This window comes from Candidatus Omnitrophota bacterium, assembly GCA_041648975.1.
Taxonomy (GTDB): Bacteria; Omnitrophota; Gorgyraeia; order 2-01-FULL-45-10; family 2-01-FULL-45-10; genus JAQUSE01.
Genome location: JBAZNZ010000006.1, coordinates 61,449 through 79,438, shown reverse-complemented (window position 1 = coordinate 79,438; position 17,990 = coordinate 61,449). Strand labels below are relative to the sequence as shown.

Genomic DNA, 17,990 nt, shown 5'->3' with positions numbered 1-17,990 from the left:
TGACTTCGTCCTGGCCGTCACCGTCAAAGTCACCCGTTAACATATCTTCTGGGCTTAAGGTGTGGAGCTGTGTCCAGGCAGGGGTTCCGTTTGAGTCCCATATGTGGATGCCATATTCCCCGTAGTCCAGTATGACTTCGTCCTGGCCGTCACCGTCAAAGTCGCCTGTTACCATATCTTCTGGGCTTAAGGTGTGGAGCTGTATCCAGGCAGGGGTTCCGTTTGAGTCCCATATGTGGATGCCATATTCCCCGTAGTCCAGTATGACTTCGTCCTGGCCGTCACCGTCAAAGTCGCCTGTTACCATATCTTCTGGGTTTAAGGTGTGGAGCTGTGTCCAGGGATATGTAAGATCGTCATCCCATGTAAAAATGCCCGATGTCCCATAATCTAGAATTAGCTCATTATTCGCGGCTTGAAGGTCTGACGCGGTTACTGAAAAATCCGGAAGTGTGTCAAAGGCGAGGTCAATATTAACTGTAGCCTGGTTAGGGGTATATGAATTTACTCTGGGCGAAGTCCAGTCAACGGCGGAGAGCTCGACCATCTCCAACGGGAACAGGATCGCCAGAGTGAGCGTGATGCATAGTAACTTCTTCAATATCATGCGCACCTTATCTCATCTCCCCCATTGTGATTAAATAAGACTTTCTAAATATAAAAACTATGCCAGGCACACTTCGTCCGTATCCTGTTTAAATAAAAAGACAGGTCGGATATGCGCCGCGGCTAATAAGTGACGCCGCCGTCCTTACCTATATTAAAGGCTACCTTCTTCGTTATCTCTTTTTTAATGTTGTATATCTTACCGTAATCAAGGGTGATCAATGCCTCATATCTGCCTGGGGCATAGTCAGCATTGTCCCATGTTACCATATATTTCTCTGCACATCCCGGATATGCCGGGAATCCACGGACGACCGGTACTTCGTATTTGCCGCCGTTATCGGACGTAATATTTATATTCCCTGTAGGCCTTACATGGACGTCGCCCTTGTTTTCCACCTCTATAATAAATAATATTGCGTTACCCGGCGCGTCGGCATTCGTCTTTTTCTTCTGCACCGACACGTTCTTAATGACGCAGTCGAGGTTGAATGTGCCGGCAACAGCTACGTATATAGAAGAGCCGTTCCTGCTTGTAATGCTCATCCCGCCGGAATCGGACGTGACGCCGAAGTAAACCATAGCCGCCACTTCGCCGTTTGCGCCGTCCGGCGGCGCTATCACATATTCTACCTTTTTAACCCCCATTGGCTCAATATCGAATTTTACCGGTGATATCGTCAGCCACTTATCGAGCGGTATACCGGCCCTACCCAATCTCATCTTAAACCAGTCCTCCGGCTCGACCTTGACCGTAACGCTCTCGCTCGCTTCGTTAGTCACGGTAAAAAAACCTTTCTCCGCGGCCCCTTCAGTTAATACGATCTCTATATTAGAAGGGGCGACGGAGATGGCGGCATGCACGCAGGAGCTGTATAAAAGCATAAACGCCCCGAGTGCTAATACTGCAAATGTTTTTTTGAGAACCATGCCGCCGTTATCCATTCTCCTTATCTCCCATGGTCTAGCCCCATTAGAATGTTATTCTAATGGGGCGTATTCCATGTTTATGCATTTGTCTTTTTTTATTCGTGAATCAAATCAAAGACAAATGTTGTCGCGTAACTTCCGGCTGATGCTTTAATCGCTGGATCGACGAAATTCGTCGCGAATCCGGCAGCTATGTACACAGCCACACCGCTTGCTTCCGTAATGGCGTCTCCCGTGTACTGGAAATCTCCCGGAGCGCTATTGGTAGGATCGATGCAATAGCCATTGCCTGACGCATCGCCAAAAGCTATTACAGGATAACCACCTGCCAAAGCGGCAGCCCACGACTCATCCTGACCTCCGCCTGTTGCCGGGTCATCTTCATCCCGTATATCTTTGACATAGTTGTAGGCCGTCGCTGTAGGAAGAGCCGGAGTAGTCGAGCTGGTCCCGATCTTCGTGACCCATTTACATGCGGCAGTATGGGCCGATGTGCCTGTGCCGGTTACTAACCCGCCTTTCGCGTACAACCCGTCGTCTGCCTGCATAGGTATCGTTGTATTGTTCGTAGATACCATTATCTTCCACGGATTGTAGTTACTGGAGTAAGTCAGCTTTATCTTAGGAGCTGTCGGATACCTGTCGGTCGCACCCTCACCATAAGCTATAGATGTCACATCTACAGCCAATGATGTAACGCCGGCAACGCTGCCTGTCGCTGTGACAGACTTTGTCTGGTCGATAGTTAATGCCGACGCTGTTCCTGTTACGCCAGCGGCAAACACTAACGCCAGTAATATAAACGCTATCTTTTTCATATCAATCACCCCCTTCCTTTCTTTTTTTACTTTCAGTTGACTTTTCATATTCTACCCCCTTTTTTTTGTTTGTTAAGAACTTTATAAACTTATTAACTATAAAAAAAGAACCCGTCTTATCGCTCCAGGCTCTTTGTAGAATTCCCAGTTTGTATATTACAGCTGTTTATTCTCACCTTCACCCCTTCTTTGGCTTTCAAAGAAAAAGCCTAATTGCTTTTTAAACCAGAGCACCTTTGCCTTTCGACTTCTAATACAAATATACTCCATATACAGGAATTGTCAATAGGTTTAATTTAACTTTTTTGTAAACTAACATATGACGTAAAATTGGCTTTTATTCCCTCTAAAATTCGATGCCTCGACGAGCGTGAATGTGCTTCCGGAACGGGTGGCGTACATCTCTCATATTAGTCACTAGATCGGCGCGTGATTTAATGGCTGCGGGGCAATAACGGCCGGTAAGAACTACTTCGACAAAATTTGGCCTATCGCTTATAACATCAATGACATCTTTTACTCTGACCAATCCGATCTTTGCGGCTATGTTTATCTCATCCAATATAACAATATCATATTCCCCGGACCTTATGATCGCGGCGCATCTATCGAGGCCGACCTGAGCCAATCTTATATCTTTAGCGCGCGGCTTCCCCTTAACAAAACAACCTCGGCCGCATTGTATGACCGTAATATTTTTGATATTTGCCAGCGCCTTTTTCTCGCTGTAGTCGCCGCGCTTGATGAATTGGAAGAAACATATCTTGAGACCTGCGCCGGAGGCCCTTAAAGCCAGGCCTAATGCTGCGGTAGTCTTCCCTTTGCCGTTCCCTGTGTATACCTGCACCAGCCCATCTTTTAATCTTTTTCGCATATCACTTACCTGAATTAAATTAACAGCTCTTATCCGGCCTTTGCGCCTGGCCACCCCTTGTCTTCTATTAACGGGACAAATACGCAGCCGCATATTTCTTGAATATTAACCGAATCGCCGTTTTTTTCGACTATAGTGAGGACCTGATTAAAATTTCCGCCTACCGGTATAACAAGCCGGCCCTTTTCCTTAAGCTGCCCGATAATGGCATCGGGTATTGCAGGCGCTCCCGCTGTTACTATTATACCGTCGTAAGGAGCCTTCTCTTCCAGGCCCAGCGTGCCGTCGCCCACCGTAATCGCAATATTCCTATACCCCAGGTATCCAAGGACTTTCTTTGCCGCAGAAGCCAATGCCTCGATCCTCTCGACCGAGAATACCTTGCCAGCCAGATCAGCCAATATCGCCGCCTGGTATCCGCTGCCTGTGCCTATCTCCAGGATCTTCTCATCGCCTTTAAGGCCCAAACATTCTGTCATCAAAGCTGCCATATATGGCTGCGAGATGGTCTGGCCGTATCCTATTGGAAGAGGATAATCGCTATACGCGTATTCGCGGTCCCTGGTTGGTATAAATTCATGCCTGGGCACCTTACGGAAGGCGTCCAGAACACGTTTGTCGGATATGCCGCGGACGATGAGTTGCTCGTCAACCATAGCATTGCGCGTCTTTTCAAAGTCCGGCTCCATCTTATCCCCTCATTTCCTCAAACTCAGCTTTATCAAAAAAAACAGAAATCTCAAGGTATCGATGACAGGATTTATCTTGCTCTTCTCATCTTCATATACGGTCATTATCGGGACCGACTCCACTTTGAAACCTTTCTTGGCGGCTTCGATGATGAGCTCGGATTCTATTTCGTAGTTGGAAGATGTCAGCCTTATCTTATCTAAAACCTCTCTCTTTATAAGCCTGAAACCACACTGACTGTCGGGGATCTTCTGGCCGCATATTATGGAGATAAGATTAGACATAAAACGGTTTGTGTGTATCCTTATTAACGGCATAGAAGATATGTCCATCATCCTGTTGCCGATAATGACGTCGGCGCCCGTTTCTTCCATCTTGCTTAAAAAACCGTCTATGTCGGATACCTTGTGCTGGCCGTCGCCGTCCATTATCATGACTGCGTCAAAGTTTTTTTTCAAGATATGTTTAAAGCCTTCCTGTAATGAGGCCCCTTTGCCCTTGTTGACCTTATGTTTGACTACGATCGCGCCCTGGGATTCGGCTATCGAGGCCGTATTGTCGGTTGAACCGTCGTCCACCACAAAAACGTCTAACCCCTTCTCTTTAAGCTCCCTCACAATGCCGCCTATTGACCTGGCCTCATTATAAGACGGTATCAGGACGCACGTCGAACTCATCGTTACTCCATATGTCTTTAAATACATACCATTGGGTCGGATATCGCCTGACGTAATCCTCCATTACAGAGACGATCTTTTTCGTCAGGGAGATGGTTTCAGCTCTCTCATCGCCGTCCGTATTCGGATATATCGGCTTATCAAATACAAACCTGAATGTGTCGTCATCCTCTCTCAACATGAAAGTGGGGACTATGGCAGAGCCTATCCTGTAGCTGAATACCGCCGGCCCTTTCGGTATGGACGCTTTCTTGCCGAAAAAATCGGCGGCAATACCGTTCTTCGTAAAATCCCTATCGCCGAGAAGGGCCAGCACTTCATTGTTCTTTAACGCAACGTAACAGCTCTTCAGCGAAATACCTATTTCTATAGGCTTCATCCTGCATTTGAGCCTCTGCCGCTTAAAGAACTCGTTGATATTCTTATCCTGATGCGACAATACCACCGCGCTGGTCGGATAGCCGATAGACGGCAGGACCGCTCCGCCCAGCTCCCAGTTACCTATATGGGCCGACAGGGCTATGACACCCTTACCGCGCCGAAGGGCCTCATCCAGATTAGACAGGCCGTCCACTTTAACAAATTTTTTTATGAATTCCCGGTCGATCAGGGAAAATCGGAAAAAGTCTACCAGGTATTTCGCGAAATTCCTGAATACTTCCTTCGTCAGAATTTTTGCCCGGTCGTTCGATATCCTGTCTCCCAGGACGGTCTTCATATTATTCATTATTACCATCCTGTCCTTCCGCGAAATACGGCACCACAGACCTGCGATCCTGCAGGCGAGCCAGTATGCCGCCTTAAGCGGAAGCATCAGCGCGAGAAAATAGGCGATTCTGTATAAAATGTATAGCATTATCTTTTATGGATCAGTTTGAGGACGGTTTTGGCTATGTTGACAGAACTGTCCGGCCTGGCAAGAGACCGGGCCTTATCGCTCATAGCCTTAAGCTTATTCTTGTTATACAACAGTTCCTCGAGGATCGCTTCCACATCCGCCGGGCTTTCAGCCCTGACCGCGACGCCTTCGCTAAGTAAAAATACGGTATTCATCGCCTCTTGCCCGGGGAGGGAGTTGACCACGAGCATCGGAACGCCTTTTGCCAGAGCTTCGGCAGTAGTTATCCCGCCGGCCTTTGTAATGACGACCGTCGCCATCTCCATCAACTCGTTCACGTTATCAGCGTACGGAAGCGCGACGATCTTCTTTCGGAAACGCCTGCCTTTAAGCCACTTATACAATCTTTTATTCGTTCCCGTTACAATGACAGCCTGAAGGTTAAGATATGCCCTGTCAAGCGACCTGGACATCTCTTTTATAGGTCCCAGCCCTTGAGTTCCGCCCATGATCAATACGCAGGGCACATCCTCGTCAAGGCCGTACCGCGCCAGCAGCATATTCCTGTCTGTAAACGACTGGAAACGCGTGTCTATGGGTATGCCGAAAGAGCCTATTCTTGAAGGCTCAATGCCGTTCGCTATCAGCTTGGCGCCTGTAGCATCCGACGGAACGACATAAAGATCCACGTTATTATATATCCAGTACGAGTGGGGCGCGTAATCAGTGAGCACGCCTATCAACGGGATATCGAGGCCGTAGGTCTTCTTGTAGTCGGCTATCATGCCGCAGGGAAATGCCTGAGTGCATACAATGGCATCAGGCATAAAATCATCGAGCAAGGTCTTCAATTTGCCCTTATTGAACCTGTGTATCATCTGCCTCAGTCTTTGCGTATTCTTCAATACTTTCGGATTATCGTAAAGATAATCCCATATCTCCGGGGTCCGTTTTACAACACCCATATAAGCCCTGTTTATGACCTTCTCAAGGATCGGGTTGGTGTAATTGAAAGAATTGATGTTCATCGTTTCTATGGAAGGTTCTAACGCGCGAAGGGCCTTCTCTATCGCAAGGCTTGCGCAGTGATGACCGGAATGCTCGGATATATACAGCAGAAGTACTTTCTTGGGACTCATGCTACTCTATCCTCGCGAGGACCTGGCCGACCTTTACCTCGTCGCCTTCACTGACAAGCACTTCTTTAAGCAAACCGGATACGGGAGCGGGCACGTTGAAAGTCGCCTTATCTGTAACAAACTCTATAAGGTCTTCCCCGGATTTAACATTATCACCCGCATTGTGATGCAGGTACGACACACTGGCTTTATCCACGCCTTCCGCTATGGGAGGCAGCTTTACGTCCGTCATCTCTTCCTCCTGTATTTACAGCCTGGCCAGCATCATTATGCCGCAGACTCGTTCGTCCGCGACGCCGGGAGCGTTAATGCATTTGAAATACGCCTCTTCCGCAAAATATGAGCTCCGGACAAAAGGGCCGGAACTTACATATTTGAACCCGAGCCCACGGCCTATCTGTTTAAACTTCTCAAACTCGGGCAGCTTTAAATAACGGCTTACAGGCATATTGGCCATCCGCGGCCTCAGGTACTGCCCGATAGTCAATATGTCGCACCCGGCTTTCCTGATATCCGTCATTGCAGCTATTGTCTCGTCATCCGTTTCGCCCAGCCCCAGCATCAAAGCGCTCTTCACAAGGTGCCTGCCGGGAAAATCTCTTGCGGCCCTTAAGACATCCAGGGACCTGGTATAATCCGCCCCTCGCCTTACGAGAGGATACAGCCGTTTTACGGTCTCCGTATTATGCCCGAAAATATCGGGCCCGGCATCAAAGACCTTCTCCAACGATTTTTTATTCCCGTTGAAATCAGGGACCAGCACCTCTACTTTTATGTCCTGCCGGTATCTCTTCAGGGAACGGACCACCCTAGCAAACTGCGAAGCGCCTCCATCCGGCAGGTCATCGCGAGTGACCGAGGTTATAACAACATATTTAAGTCCGATCTTCTTCACTATCGAGACGATTTTTTTGGGCTCTTTAGGGTCCACGGCCTTTGGGACGTTATTATCAACCGAACAAAAACTGCAGGCCCGGGTGCAGTTGGCCCCAAGAATTAAAAATGTCGCGAACATCCTTGAATAACACTCGTTTAAATTCGGGCAGAGGCTCGACTCGCATACCGTATCGACGCCGGACAGGATGGACTTCATCTGTTTGACGTTGTCGCTCAGCACAAGCCTCTTCTTAAGCCACGAGGGCCGTCTCTTCTCTATGTACATATCTTTGTCCTTCTATCCCGAAAATATCGATAAAATACGGTATTACGCGCTCTTTCGCGCCATCCATGGCCACGCCCCGGTTCAATATAGCTCCAAGCGATGTCATCTTTACGCCTTTCATGCCGCATGGGTTGATCATATTATAAAAACTAAGGTCGCAGTCTATATTAAGGCTTATGCCGTGGAACGTTATCCAATTACTGGCGCCAACGCCGACAGAAGCGATCTTCTTCTCCCCTATCCATACCCCGGTTTTACTATGGATCCTTTCGCCAAATACCGCGTAATCTCGCAGAGCTCTTATCGCGGCTTCTTCAAGATCCCTCATATATTTATGCATATCCCGGCCCCTCGACTTAAGGTCTACTATAGGATATATAACAAGCTGGCCGGGACCATGGAATGTGATGTCTCCGCCCCTATCGACCCTGATGACCTTAATACCGGACTCGCGCAGGACGTCTTCCCGCTCAAGGAGGTTTTCTGACAACCCTGTCCTGCCGATAGTAAAGACAGCTTTATGTTCTGCCAGGACGATGCTATCTTCTATACAACCGGACTTTCTTCTAGCTACAAATTCTTTCTGTATCCTGCAGGCAGCTTCGTAATCTATAAGCCCAAGGTCGAGTATCATATACTATGTATCGGAGTCCCGCAGAATATATGCGCGGCTTCCTGGATTATCTCTGACAACGTAGGATGGCCGTGCACGGCCCTTGCCCAGTCTTTTATGTTTATGCCCATCGTCTTAGCCAATACGGCTTCGGCTATCAGTTCGCAAGCCCCCGCGCCGAATATCTCTACCCCGAGTACATTACCCGCCGTATCGCCGATGATCTTGATGAACCCTTCAGGTTTTCCCATGAGAAATGCTTTTCCCGAAGCAAGATACGGAAATTTAGCTATCTTTACCCCGGATACTCTCGATTTAGCCTCCTCCTCAGTCAAACCTACGCAGGCGATCTCCGGATCGGTCCATATGCAATTGGGGACATTGGAGTAATCTACTTTACGACTATCGCCAAGGATGTTATCGCATGCGAGAATACCATCGTACGAAGCTTTATGCGCCAATAGCGGCCCGCCGACGCAATCCCCGATGGCATATATACCCTTTACGCTGGTCATGAGGTGTTCGTCTACGGCTATCCTGTTCTTTTCCGTTTTTATACCGCAGTCCGCAAGACCCAGGCTTTCAATATCGGGGGTCCTGCCGACAGCTACGAACACCTTCTCGGTTTCGATCACCTTTCCTCCGGATATCTTAACAGCGACACCCTGCTTCTTTTCGGCGCTTTCCGCGCCGGATGACGCAAATACCTCTATGCCTCTCTTCTTGAACAATAGTTCCAGTTTTTTTGATATCTCGCAAGAAAGGTTTGGAACAAGCCTGTCCATGAATTCAACGACAGTAACTTTCGTTCCCAGCGTATTAAAGAGGCCGGCGAACTCGCAGCCTATAACACCACCGCCTATAATGACCAGGCTCTTTGGCGCGGATCTTAAAGAAAGGATCCCGTCACTGGACAGGATGTCCGCCTCGTCTGTCTTTATTGTATTCAAAGAGGTTGTCTTTGAGCCGGCCGCTATCAACATATTCTTCGCGTATATATCTTCTGCGCCCGGGACAGTAACCGTATCAGGGCCGGAGATCCTTGCCTGGCCCCGTATAAGATCTATGGAATTCGCCCTGAACAGGGTCTCTATACCGGTCCTAAGCTTCAAGACCGTTTCGTCTTTCCTCGACATCATCTTATCAAATTTAATCGAAACGCTGCCGGTATCGACGCCAAAAGCCGAGGCTTCCTTTATCACGGTGATCATCGAAGCGGAATTTAAGAGCGACTTGGTCGGTATGCAGCCCCTATTGAGACAGGTGCCTCCCACAAGTCCTTTTTCAATTACACATACCTTGAGTTTGCGGCGTGACGCGTAAAGGGCCGCGACATAACCGCCCGGGCCGGATCCTATTATGGCGAGATCGTAATTTTTCATATCATTCGACTGCAGGCAAAAGTTCTACGGAACTCTTTATCGCTTTGACGGATCTGTGAAATGCCGTCTCCTCTTCCTTCGACAGGTCCAGCTTCACTATCCCTTCAATGCCGGACCTGCCTATTTCGCATGGAACACCTATACAGATATCCTTCAACCCGTATTCGCCGCTCAGCAGCACAGAGGCCGTAAGTACCTCTTTAGTATCAAGCGCAATAGCCTTTATCATCTTAAATACAGCGGCGCTCGGCGAATAATACGCGCTCCCCGATCCCAATAAAGCGACTATCTCCGCCCCACGATCGCAGGTCCTCTTTACGATACCTTCTATCTTTTCCGGAGTAAGCATATCGAAAAGAGGTTTGCCGGAGACACGCGTGTGAGACAGCACAGGCACCATGGTGTCGCCGTGGCTGCCCAGGACATACGTCTTGACAGTCGACCTCGGGACCTTTAATTCCTCCGCTATAAGGTATATAAATCGCGAGGCATCCAGTTCGCCCGCCATTCCAAAAACCCTATTCTTTGGAAAACCGGTGATTTTCAGCGTAAGATAGGTCATTGCGTCAAGCGGGTTTGTAACTACTATGACGATCGATGAAGGCGCGTATTGGCGCACATTGAACGCGACGTCTTTTATAATATCCGCATTTTTGGCGATCAGATCTTCCCTTGTCATGCCGGGCTTCCGGGCAAGACCGGCAGTTATAACGACGATATCCGAGGATCTTATCTCTTTATAGTCATCGGTTCCTGTCATGCTCTTCTCGTGGCCTACGAGCGGCGCCGCATCCAGCAGGTCGAGTGATTTTCCGCAAGCTAAATTTTTCAGGATATCGAGAAGCACGACATCTGCAATCCCGCCTTCCAATATCCTCTGTGCCAGAGTTGCCCCTACGGCACCTGCGCCTATTACGGATATCTTCACGTTCTCCCCGTATTTATCTGAGTTATCGTTTCAGTTTGCCGATTATAGCGTCGGCCATGCGGCTGGTCCCTACAGCCGAAGGGTCTTTCCTGTCTTTTTTAAGGTCATAAGTCACGTCTTTGCCTTCTTTTATGACCGCGGAAATGGCCTTTTCCAACCTATCCGCCTGCGCGTCTTCGCCCATATATTTTAACATCATTACGCAGGAAAGTATGATTGCCGCCGGATTTACCTTATCCATGCCTTTATACTTCGGCGCGCTGCCGTGCGTAGGCTCGAATACGGCGAGTCCGTCGCCTATGTTCGCTCCCGGCGCTACGCCAAGTCCGCCTACCAGGCCTGCGCACAGGTCAGACAGTATATCGCCGTAAAGGTTCGGCAGGACCAGGACATCGTAATCCTCAGGTTTCTGCACAAGCTGCATACACATATTGTCGACTATCCTATCTTCGAATATTATCTTACCGGAATATGATTTAGCCACATCGCGGGCAACTTCGAGAAAAAGTCCGTCAGTATACTTCATGATATTGGCCTTATGGACAGCCGTCACTTTCTTGCGGTTGTTCTTTACGGCGTATTCGAAAGCGTATTTGACTATCCTGCGCGAACCTTCAACCGATATGGGTTTAATGCTTATCGCTGAATCGGGCCGTATCTTCTTCTTGCTCATTTTTTCCAGCAAAGATATAAGCTCTCTTGTTTCCGCAGCCCCTTTTTCGAACTCTATGCCTGCGTAAAGATCCTCAGTATTCTCCCTGACCACCACGAGGTCCATGTTTTCATAACGGCTCCGTACACCGGTATAGCTCTTGCAGGGCCTGAGGCAGGCATAGAGATCGAGCCTCTTCCTCAGCTCTACGTTAACGCTTCTGAATCCCGTACCTATGGGTGTAGTAATAGGCCCTTTCAAAGCGATCTTATTGCGTTTGATCGATTCGAGCACGTTATCCGGAAGAGGCGTCTTATATTTTTCCAACGCACATTCTCCGGCCTCCATGACCTCCCACTCTATATTAAGGCCGAGAGCATCCACACACCGCCTGGCCGCAAGAGCAAGTTCAGGCCCCGTGCCGTCGCCGGGTATCAATGTTATCTTATATTTACTCAAACTTAAATCCTCCGTGTTTCTTGAAATGTTCGATGACTCCGCCGTCATCCAGCAACTTTTTCATGACCGGCGGCACCGGCTTTATGTCGAGGACAAGCCCCTTTACCCTGTCTCTGAGTTTGCCGTTCTCAATATCCAGCTCTAGCTCATCACCGTCATCTATAAAGTCCGTATTGCATTCGATGAGGAGCAGGCCGATGTTAAAGGCGTTCCTGTAAAATATCCTGGCAAAGCTCTTTGCGGCAATCGCGTAAAAACCCGCCTGCTTGAGCGACTGCGGCGCCTGTTCGCGGGAAGAGCCGCAGCCGAAATTTTCGCCTGCGACAAGGAGGTCGCCTTTTAATACGCGTGCGGCAAAGTTCGGGTCTATATCCTCGAATATGTGCTTGGCGAGCTCCTTTGGATCCTGTATTTTAAATTTATACCGGCCTGAGATGACATAATCTGTGTTGATATTGTCCTGGACCTTTAATCTTCTGGCGAAATGCTTCATCTCAAAGCCTCTTTTTCTGTTCTCGCGGGTCCGAGATGGTCCCAGTCAATGCAGAAGCGGCCACAGTAGCCGGGCTCGCCAGATATATGAATGAATTGGGATTACCCATCCTGCCCTTGAAATTCCTGTTAGCAGTCGATATCGCGACCTCTCCGTCAGCCAGGACGCCGTTATGGGTGCCGACGCACGGTCCGCAGCCCGGCCCGACGACCGTGCAACCGGACTTTACGAATATCTCCACAAGCCCTTTCTTTATGGCCTGCAAATATATCTCTCTTGAAGCGGGAGCAATTATAAATTTAACGTCGGGGTGAATGGACCTGCCCTTCAATATCTTCGCGGCGATCTCGAGATCTTCCAATCTTCCGTTAGTGCAAGTCCCGACATATGCCTGGTCTATCTTCACTCCGGCAAGCTCAGCCGCGTCTGAGACGTTATCAACGGCGTGCGGCTTAGCGACTTTTGGAGCAATTTTGGAAACATCGTACTTCTTTATCGCGCAATACCTGGCGTCCGGATCCGGTTTTACAGGCTTAGGCTCCTTATCAGAGCGCTCCGACAGCCACTTCAGCACCTTTTCGTCGGCTTCCATCAATCCGGCCTTGGCGCCCATCTCCACTGCCATGTTCGATATGGTGAACCGGGCGTCGACGCTAAGGTCCGATATGGCGCTGCCGGAGAACTCCACCGATTTATATGTTGCGCCGTTCGCGCCGATATCTTTTATTATATGCAGTATTATATCTTTTGAATAGACGCCTTTCGGCAGCTTCCCCGAGACTATAACCTTTATCGTCTCCGGCACCCTGAACCAGTTCTTCCCGCTTGCAAGCGTTATCGCGACGTCGGTAGATCCCACACCGGTAGAAAATACATTTATGGCGCCGTATGTGCATGTATGCGAGTCGGCGCCAAGGACGAGGCCGCCGCACGTTACATGGCCCTTTTGCGGAACGAGCTGGTGGCATACGCCGCACCCTACATCGTATAAGCCGACGTCAAATGTCTTGGAGAATTTCCTGATCTTCCGGTGTATCTCCGAAACTCCCAGGTTAGGGCTCGGCGCGCTGTGGTCTATTACAATGCAAAATTTTGCCTTATCGAAGACCTTCTTCACGCCCAGCCTTGTAAAACTGTCGATTATTATGGAACTTGTGCCGTCCTGTCCGAAGCAGAAATCTACGTCGCATATCGCGATATCGCCGGCTTTCAGGTCCTTGCCTGAGTGATGAGATAATATCTTTTCCGCAATAGTTTTACCCATTTTTATCCACCCATCCCTCTATCCTGTCCAATCCTTTTTTTATCTTCTCCATGCCGGTCGCGAAGCTTAACCGTACGAAATGATCTGCCCCGAACGGTCCGCCCGGCACCACAGCTACTTTAGCCTCGTCAAGGAGACGTTTTGAAGCGTCTATCGATCCTATCTTAAGCTTGGATATGTCGCAAAAGAGATAGAAAGCGCCTTCAGGTTTATCGCAGGATATCCCTTTCATGCTATTTATGCGGGCTACCATATAATCGCGCCGCTTCTGAAATTCGACCCTCATCTCTTCCACGCATTCCTGGCTGCCGGTCAATGCCTCAAGCGCCGCTTTCTGGCTTATGGAAACAGGGTTCGAAGCCGCGTGGCTCTGGAGATTGGCCACAGCCTTCATTACATCTAAAGGTCCTGCCGCATATCCTATCCGCCATCCTGTCATGGAATAGCTCTTCGATAATCCGTTAACCGTTATAGCGAGTCCATAGATATCTTTATCCAAAGACGCTATAGATACGCATTTTTTATTATCGTAGATAAGTTTCTCGTATATCTCGTCGCTTAGTACAAAAAAATTGTGTTTGACAGCAAGCCGGGCTATCATCTTCAGCTCTTCCGCGTTGTAAACCGAGCCGGTCGGATTGGAGGGGCTGTTCAATATAAGGCACCTGGTATTCTTCGTAAGCCTGGACGTAAGCGACCTCTCGGTCACCTTAAAACAGGCGGCCCTGTCCGTTTCTAAGTATACAGGACGGGCTGCGGCCATCTTGACCATCGGGGGATAACTCAACCAGTAAGGCGACGGTATTATGACTTCGTCGCCTTCCTCGCATAAAACCTGGATAACGTTATTGAGAGAATGTTTCGCGCCGTTCGAAACGACTATCTGCGAAGGACTGTAATCGAGCGAATTATCGGCTTTGAACTTGCGCGATATGGCCTCCCTTAACTCAAGCGTACCGCTTGATGGGGTATATTTGGTAAAACCTTTATCGATAGCCTGCTTTGCCGCTTCTTTAATGTGCAAAGGCGTGTCGAAATCCGGTTCGCCCGCCGACAAGCTTACTACATCGGCACCCTCGAAAACCATCTTTTTGGCCTTAGCGGCTATTTCAAGCGTGACCGATCCTGCGATATCCGACACTCTTTTGGCAAGCCTCATAATTCTTCCTATTTAGCAATATTATATTATATATTATATAATAAATAGAGCAAATCGCAAGCGTAAATTTTGTAAACTCTTGTAGCCGCAAACGCATAAAAAGCCCCCTGGTCTGGCTTAACCAGATCAGGGGGCTGGCTATGATCTATCAGTATCGCTACCTGTCTCCCCGCTTACGGAATAAACCGCGGAGATTCTTCATGAAACCGCGCTGGCCGGCAGCCTTTCTATCTTCGCTCTTTGCCTTCTCATGCCTCTTCTCTTCTTCAAGGCTAGGCTTGGACTTGGGCACCGACTTTATCTTCGGCTCTTCTTTGTGCGCCTCTTTTTTCTGCTCTTCCTTCGGCTTCTTTGACTCTTCCGGCTTACCCGGCTTTACGGATTGCGCGCCGCTTTTTTCGTCGGGGAGCTTGGCCTTATCTGTTTTCTTCTTTGGCAGCTTCTCCACAATCTTCTTTTCGGTCAATTCCAGGATAGCCAAAGTAGCGCCGTCACCCCGCCTGAACCCCAGAGGAATAATCCTGGTATAGCCGCTCTGCCTGTTCTTAAAAAGCGGCGCGATCTCCTTGAACAGGCGCGCAACCATGTCCCTGTCGCCGAGTTCGGCATAGGCCCTTCGCCTGGCGACTACAGTATCATTCTTAGCGATCGTAATGAGCTTTTCGGCGAGCCTGCGGGCCTCCTTGGCGCGCGCGAGGATGGTCACTATCTTTTGATGCTTGAACAGGCCCCTGACCATATTCCGCATCGTCATAGTCCTGCGGCTCGTCATCATGCTTAACTTTGAATGTTTTTTTCTGTGTCTCATATTACTCGGACTCTTCTTTCTTCTTCTTTTCTCCGTCGAGCTTCATGCCCAGCGACAGCCCCATCTCTCCCAATATCTTATTTATCTCGGCAAGCGACTTCTTGCCGAAATTCCTGTATTTAAGCATCTCGAGTTCCGATCTCCTCACAAGATCCCCGATTGTCTTGATCCTGGCCTCTCTAAGACAGTTGGAACTGCGCACGGACAATTCGAGCTCGGAGATAGGGACCTTCAGCTTCTCCCTCATCATCTTCTTCTCTTCGGTCTCTTCGGGCACTTCCTCCTCTTCCGGAAGTTTTCCAAATCCGACAAATATATCAAGATGCCTTTGGAGTATGTTCGACGCGTACAGAAGCGCGTCTTTGGGCTCAATGGACCCGTTGGTCCATATTTCAAGTATCAGCTTATCATAATCCGTTATCTGACCGACCCTCGTATTTTCGACAAAGAAATTAACTTTCTTCACAGGCGTATATATAGAATCTATCGCAATGACGCCTATGGGCTGGTCTTCCTTCTTATTCCTCTCGGCCGGGACATATCCTCTCCCGCGGGCGACATTCATCTCGACATGAAACTTCACGTTTTTTGTCAATGTAGCTATATGCAGATCGGGATTAACTATCTCCACCGTCTCGTCGGTCTGTATGTCTTTAGCGGTCACATCGCCCTTTTTATCTACTTCTATGAACATCGGCTTAGGGATCTTGAAATGTGATTTCAGCACGAGCTTCTTAATATTGAGTATTATCTGCGGCACATCCTCCACCACGCCCGGTATCGCGGAGAACTCATGCTGGACACCCGCTATCTTGATAGACGTGACGGACGTCCCCTCTATCGACGAGATAAGGACGCGCCTCAGCGAATTTCCCACAGTAACGCCGTATCCCCTCTCAAACGGTTCCGCCATGAACTTGCCGTATGTGGGGGTATAGCTCGCATCATCGAGTACGAGCTTCTTCGGCATCTCGAAATTCTTCATACTTATACCCATGTGATTTCTCCTCCGCGTATAGCCTTATTTAGAATACAATTCTACTATCAGCTGTTCCTGTATTGGAAAACCGACGTCTTCTTTTGTAGGTATGGCAACTACTTTAGATTTAAAATTCTTCGTATCGACCTCCAGCCATTTCGGGATCGCCCTGTCCTTAAGAGCTTCCGCTGTCTCAGCCAGTCTCTTCTGCACGGGTTCCTTTACCTTTATCGAGACCTCCTGGCCTAACCTTACGGTAAAAGCCGGGATATCGACCCTTTTATTATTGACATAAACATGCCCGTGCTGTACGATCTGTCTGGCTGCCGACCTTGAGCTTGCGAAATTCATCCTGAATATGACATTATCGAGCCTCCGTTCCAGAAGCTGCAATAGCGTGATACCTGTTACGCCTTTCGCCTGCTCAGCTATACTGAAATAGTGCCTGAATTGTTTTTCCAGGACCCCGTATATCCGCTTGACCTTTTGTTTCTCTCTAAGCTGAACGCCGTAGTTCGATTCCTTCTTGCGCATCTGACCATGCTGGCCTGGGGCAGAGTTCCTGCTCGTTATGGCGCATTTGTCGCTCACACACCTCGAGCCCTTCAGAAAGAGCTTGACACCCTCTCTCCTGCAAAGCCTGCATGATGGACCAGTATTTCTTGCCATTACACTCTCCTTCGTTTCTGAGGCCGGCAGCCGTTATGCGGTATAGGGGTGACGTCTCTGATGCTTCTTATAGTAAGACCTGCCGCCTGGACAGACCTTATTGCCGACTCCCTGCCGGCGCCCGGGCCTTTCACGTACACCTCGACCTCTTTAACGCCGCGCTCCAACGCTTTCTTTGACGCGCTTTCAGCGGCTATGCCCGCGGCAAACGGCGTCGATTTCTTTGATCCCTTGAAACCCGCGCTCCCGGTTGACGCCCAGGCCACGGTATTTCCTTCCTTATCGGCGATAGTCACTATCGTATTGTTGAAAGTAGCGAGTATGTGCGCTATGCCGCTGGACGGAGCCTTCACCATCTTTTTACTTTTTTTTGGCTTACTTTTTTTCTGTTCCACTGTCTTTAGTAACCGCCCTTTCTGCTTTTTGCCTTGTGACGCCGACGGTCTTTCTTGGACCTTTGCGCGTCCTGGCGTTAGTCCTGGTTCTCTGTCCCCTGACAGGCAACCCTCTCCTGTGCCTCAGCCCTCTGTATGTACCTATATCTATAAGTCTCTTTATGTTGGCCGATATATCTCTCCTGAGGTCGCCCTCGACCTTATAGTCCTTCTGAATTATGGTCGATAGCCGCGCGATCTCTTCTTCGGTCAGGTCCTTGGCCCTCTTGTCGGGGCTTATATTCGCGATCTTCAAGATCTTGTTCGAGAGGCTTCTTCCTATACCGTAAATATAGCCTAATGCCATCTCGACCCTTTTTTCCTTAGGAATGTCAACACCAACTATTCTCGGCACTTTGTCCTCCAGATTGCTTCAGTTTCGTCCAGCAATTTGTCCCGAGCGCCTGTCGCTTTCT

General features: G+C 49.0%; 22 protein-coding genes. All 22 read right to left on the bottom strand.

Annotation, left to right across the window (positions count from 1 at the left end):
- The coding region (locus tag WC592_03020) for a VCBS repeat-containing protein (protein MFA4981422.1) at window positions 1-607 on the bottom strand (607 nt) is incomplete at its 3' end.
- Window positions 608-729: 122 nt separating this feature from the next.
- Window positions 730-1,551, bottom strand: coding sequence for a hypothetical protein (locus tag WC592_03015; GenBank protein ID MFA4981421.1), 822 nt, complete (start codon window positions 1,549-1,551; stop codon window positions 730-732).
- 80 nt (window positions 1,552-1,631) lie between these two features.
- Window positions 1,632-2,354: a hypothetical protein gene (locus tag WC592_03010; GenBank protein MFA4981420.1), complete on the bottom strand. Its 723-nt coding sequence runs from the start codon at window positions 2,352-2,354 to the stop codon at window positions 1,632-1,634.
- 346 nt (window positions 2,355-2,700) lie between these two features.
- Complete coding sequence (gene cobO, locus WC592_03005) at window positions 2,701-3,228, bottom strand: cob(I)yrinic acid a,c-diamide adenosyltransferase (GenBank protein MFA4981419.1); 528 nt, start codon at window positions 3,226-3,228, stop codon at window positions 2,701-2,703.
- Between the two features lie 29 nt (window positions 3,229-3,257).
- A complete protein-coding gene (locus WC592_03000; protein ID MFA4981418.1) occupies window positions 3,258-3,917 on the bottom strand; it encodes a protein-L-isoaspartate(D-aspartate) O-methyltransferase in 660 nt (219 codons plus the stop codon).
- A 9-nt stretch (window positions 3,918-3,926) separates the two neighbouring features.
- The gene (locus WC592_02995) at window positions 3,927-4,595 is read right to left on the bottom strand and encodes a glycosyltransferase family 2 protein (protein MFA4981417.1); all 669 of its coding nucleotides are present in this window, start codon (window positions 4,593-4,595) and stop codon (window positions 3,927-3,929) included.
- Window positions 4,561-5,451, bottom strand: a complete 891-nt coding sequence (locus WC592_02990; protein MFA4981416.1) for a lysophospholipid acyltransferase family protein — start codon at window positions 5,449-5,451, stop codon at window positions 4,561-4,563. Before WC592_02990 ends, WC592_02995 begins: the two co-directional genes overlap by 35 nt.
- Window positions 5,451-6,572, bottom strand: a complete 1,122-nt coding sequence (locus tag WC592_02985; protein ID MFA4981415.1) for a glycosyltransferase — start codon at window positions 6,570-6,572, stop codon at window positions 5,451-5,453. Before WC592_02985 ends, WC592_02990 begins: the two co-directional genes overlap by 1 nt.
- A gap of 1 nt (window position 6,573) precedes the next feature.
- On the bottom strand, window positions 6,574-6,804 hold the full coding sequence (locus WC592_02980; GenBank protein MFA4981414.1) for a biotin/lipoyl-containing protein: 231 nt from the start codon (window positions 6,802-6,804) through the stop codon (window positions 6,574-6,576).
- Between the two features lie 15 nt (window positions 6,805-6,819).
- A complete protein-coding gene (lipA, locus tag WC592_02975) occupies window positions 6,820-7,734 on the bottom strand; it encodes a lipoyl synthase (protein ID MFA4981413.1) in 915 nt (304 codons plus the stop codon).
- Window positions 7,700-8,368, bottom strand: coding sequence for a lipoyl(octanoyl) transferase LipB (gene lipB / locus WC592_02970; protein MFA4981412.1), 669 nt, complete (start codon window positions 8,366-8,368; stop codon window positions 7,700-7,702). Before lipB ends, lipA begins: the two co-directional genes overlap by 35 nt.
- A complete protein-coding gene (gene lpdA, locus WC592_02965; GenBank protein MFA4981411.1) occupies window positions 8,365-9,729 on the bottom strand; it encodes a dihydrolipoyl dehydrogenase in 1,365 nt (454 codons plus the stop codon). Before lpdA ends, lipB begins: the two co-directional genes overlap by 4 nt.
- A 1-nt stretch (window position 9,730) precedes the next feature.
- The gene (mdh, locus tag WC592_02960; GenBank protein MFA4981410.1) at window positions 9,731-10,657 is read right to left on the bottom strand and encodes a malate dehydrogenase; all 927 of its coding nucleotides are present in this window, start codon (window positions 10,655-10,657) and stop codon (window positions 9,731-9,733) included.
- Window positions 10,658-10,679: 22 nt separating this feature from the next.
- Window positions 10,680-11,768 (bottom strand): isocitrate/isopropylmalate dehydrogenase family protein, encoded by a 1,089-nt coding sequence (locus tag WC592_02955; protein MFA4981409.1) that lies wholly within the window; start codon window positions 11,766-11,768, stop codon window positions 10,680-10,682.
- Window positions 11,761-12,261, bottom strand: coding sequence for a 3-isopropylmalate dehydratase (locus WC592_02950; GenBank protein ID MFA4981408.1), 501 nt, complete (start codon window positions 12,259-12,261; stop codon window positions 11,761-11,763). Before WC592_02950 ends, WC592_02955 begins: the two co-directional genes overlap by 8 nt.
- Window position 12,262: 1 nt before the next feature.
- Window positions 12,263-13,525, bottom strand: a complete 1,263-nt coding sequence (locus WC592_02945) for a 3-isopropylmalate dehydratase large subunit (protein ID MFA4981407.1) — start codon at window positions 13,523-13,525, stop codon at window positions 12,263-12,265.
- Window positions 13,518-14,684, bottom strand: coding sequence for a pyridoxal phosphate-dependent aminotransferase (locus tag WC592_02940; GenBank protein MFA4981406.1), 1,167 nt, complete (start codon window positions 14,682-14,684; stop codon window positions 13,518-13,520). Before WC592_02940 ends, WC592_02945 begins: the two co-directional genes overlap by 8 nt.
- A gap of 157 nt (window positions 14,685-14,841) precedes the next feature.
- Complete coding sequence (gene rplQ, locus WC592_02935; GenBank protein ID MFA4981405.1) at window positions 14,842-15,492, bottom strand: 50S ribosomal protein L17; 651 nt, start codon at window positions 15,490-15,492, stop codon at window positions 14,842-14,844.
- A gap of 1 nt (window position 15,493) precedes the next feature.
- Window positions 15,494-16,489 carry a DNA-directed RNA polymerase subunit alpha gene (locus WC592_02930; GenBank protein ID MFA4981404.1) on the bottom strand — a complete coding sequence of 332 codons (996 nt, stop codon included), beginning with the start codon at window positions 16,487-16,489 and terminating at the stop codon, window positions 15,494-15,496.
- 24 nt (window positions 16,490-16,513) lie between these two features.
- Entirely contained in the window at window positions 16,514-17,140 is a 627-nt protein-coding gene (gene rpsD, locus WC592_02925; GenBank protein ID MFA4981403.1) for a 30S ribosomal protein S4, read from the bottom strand.
- Window positions 17,140-17,496, bottom strand: coding sequence for a 30S ribosomal protein S11 (rpsK, locus tag WC592_02920; GenBank protein MFA4981402.1), 357 nt, complete (start codon window positions 17,494-17,496; stop codon window positions 17,140-17,142). Before rpsK ends, rpsD begins: the two co-directional genes overlap by 1 nt.
- A gap of 19 nt (window positions 17,497-17,515) precedes the next feature.
- Window positions 17,516-17,929 (bottom strand): 30S ribosomal protein S13, encoded by a 414-nt coding sequence (rpsM, locus tag WC592_02915; protein MFA4981401.1) that lies wholly within the window; start codon window positions 17,927-17,929, stop codon window positions 17,516-17,518.
- Window positions 17,930-17,990 lie beyond the last annotated feature (61 nt).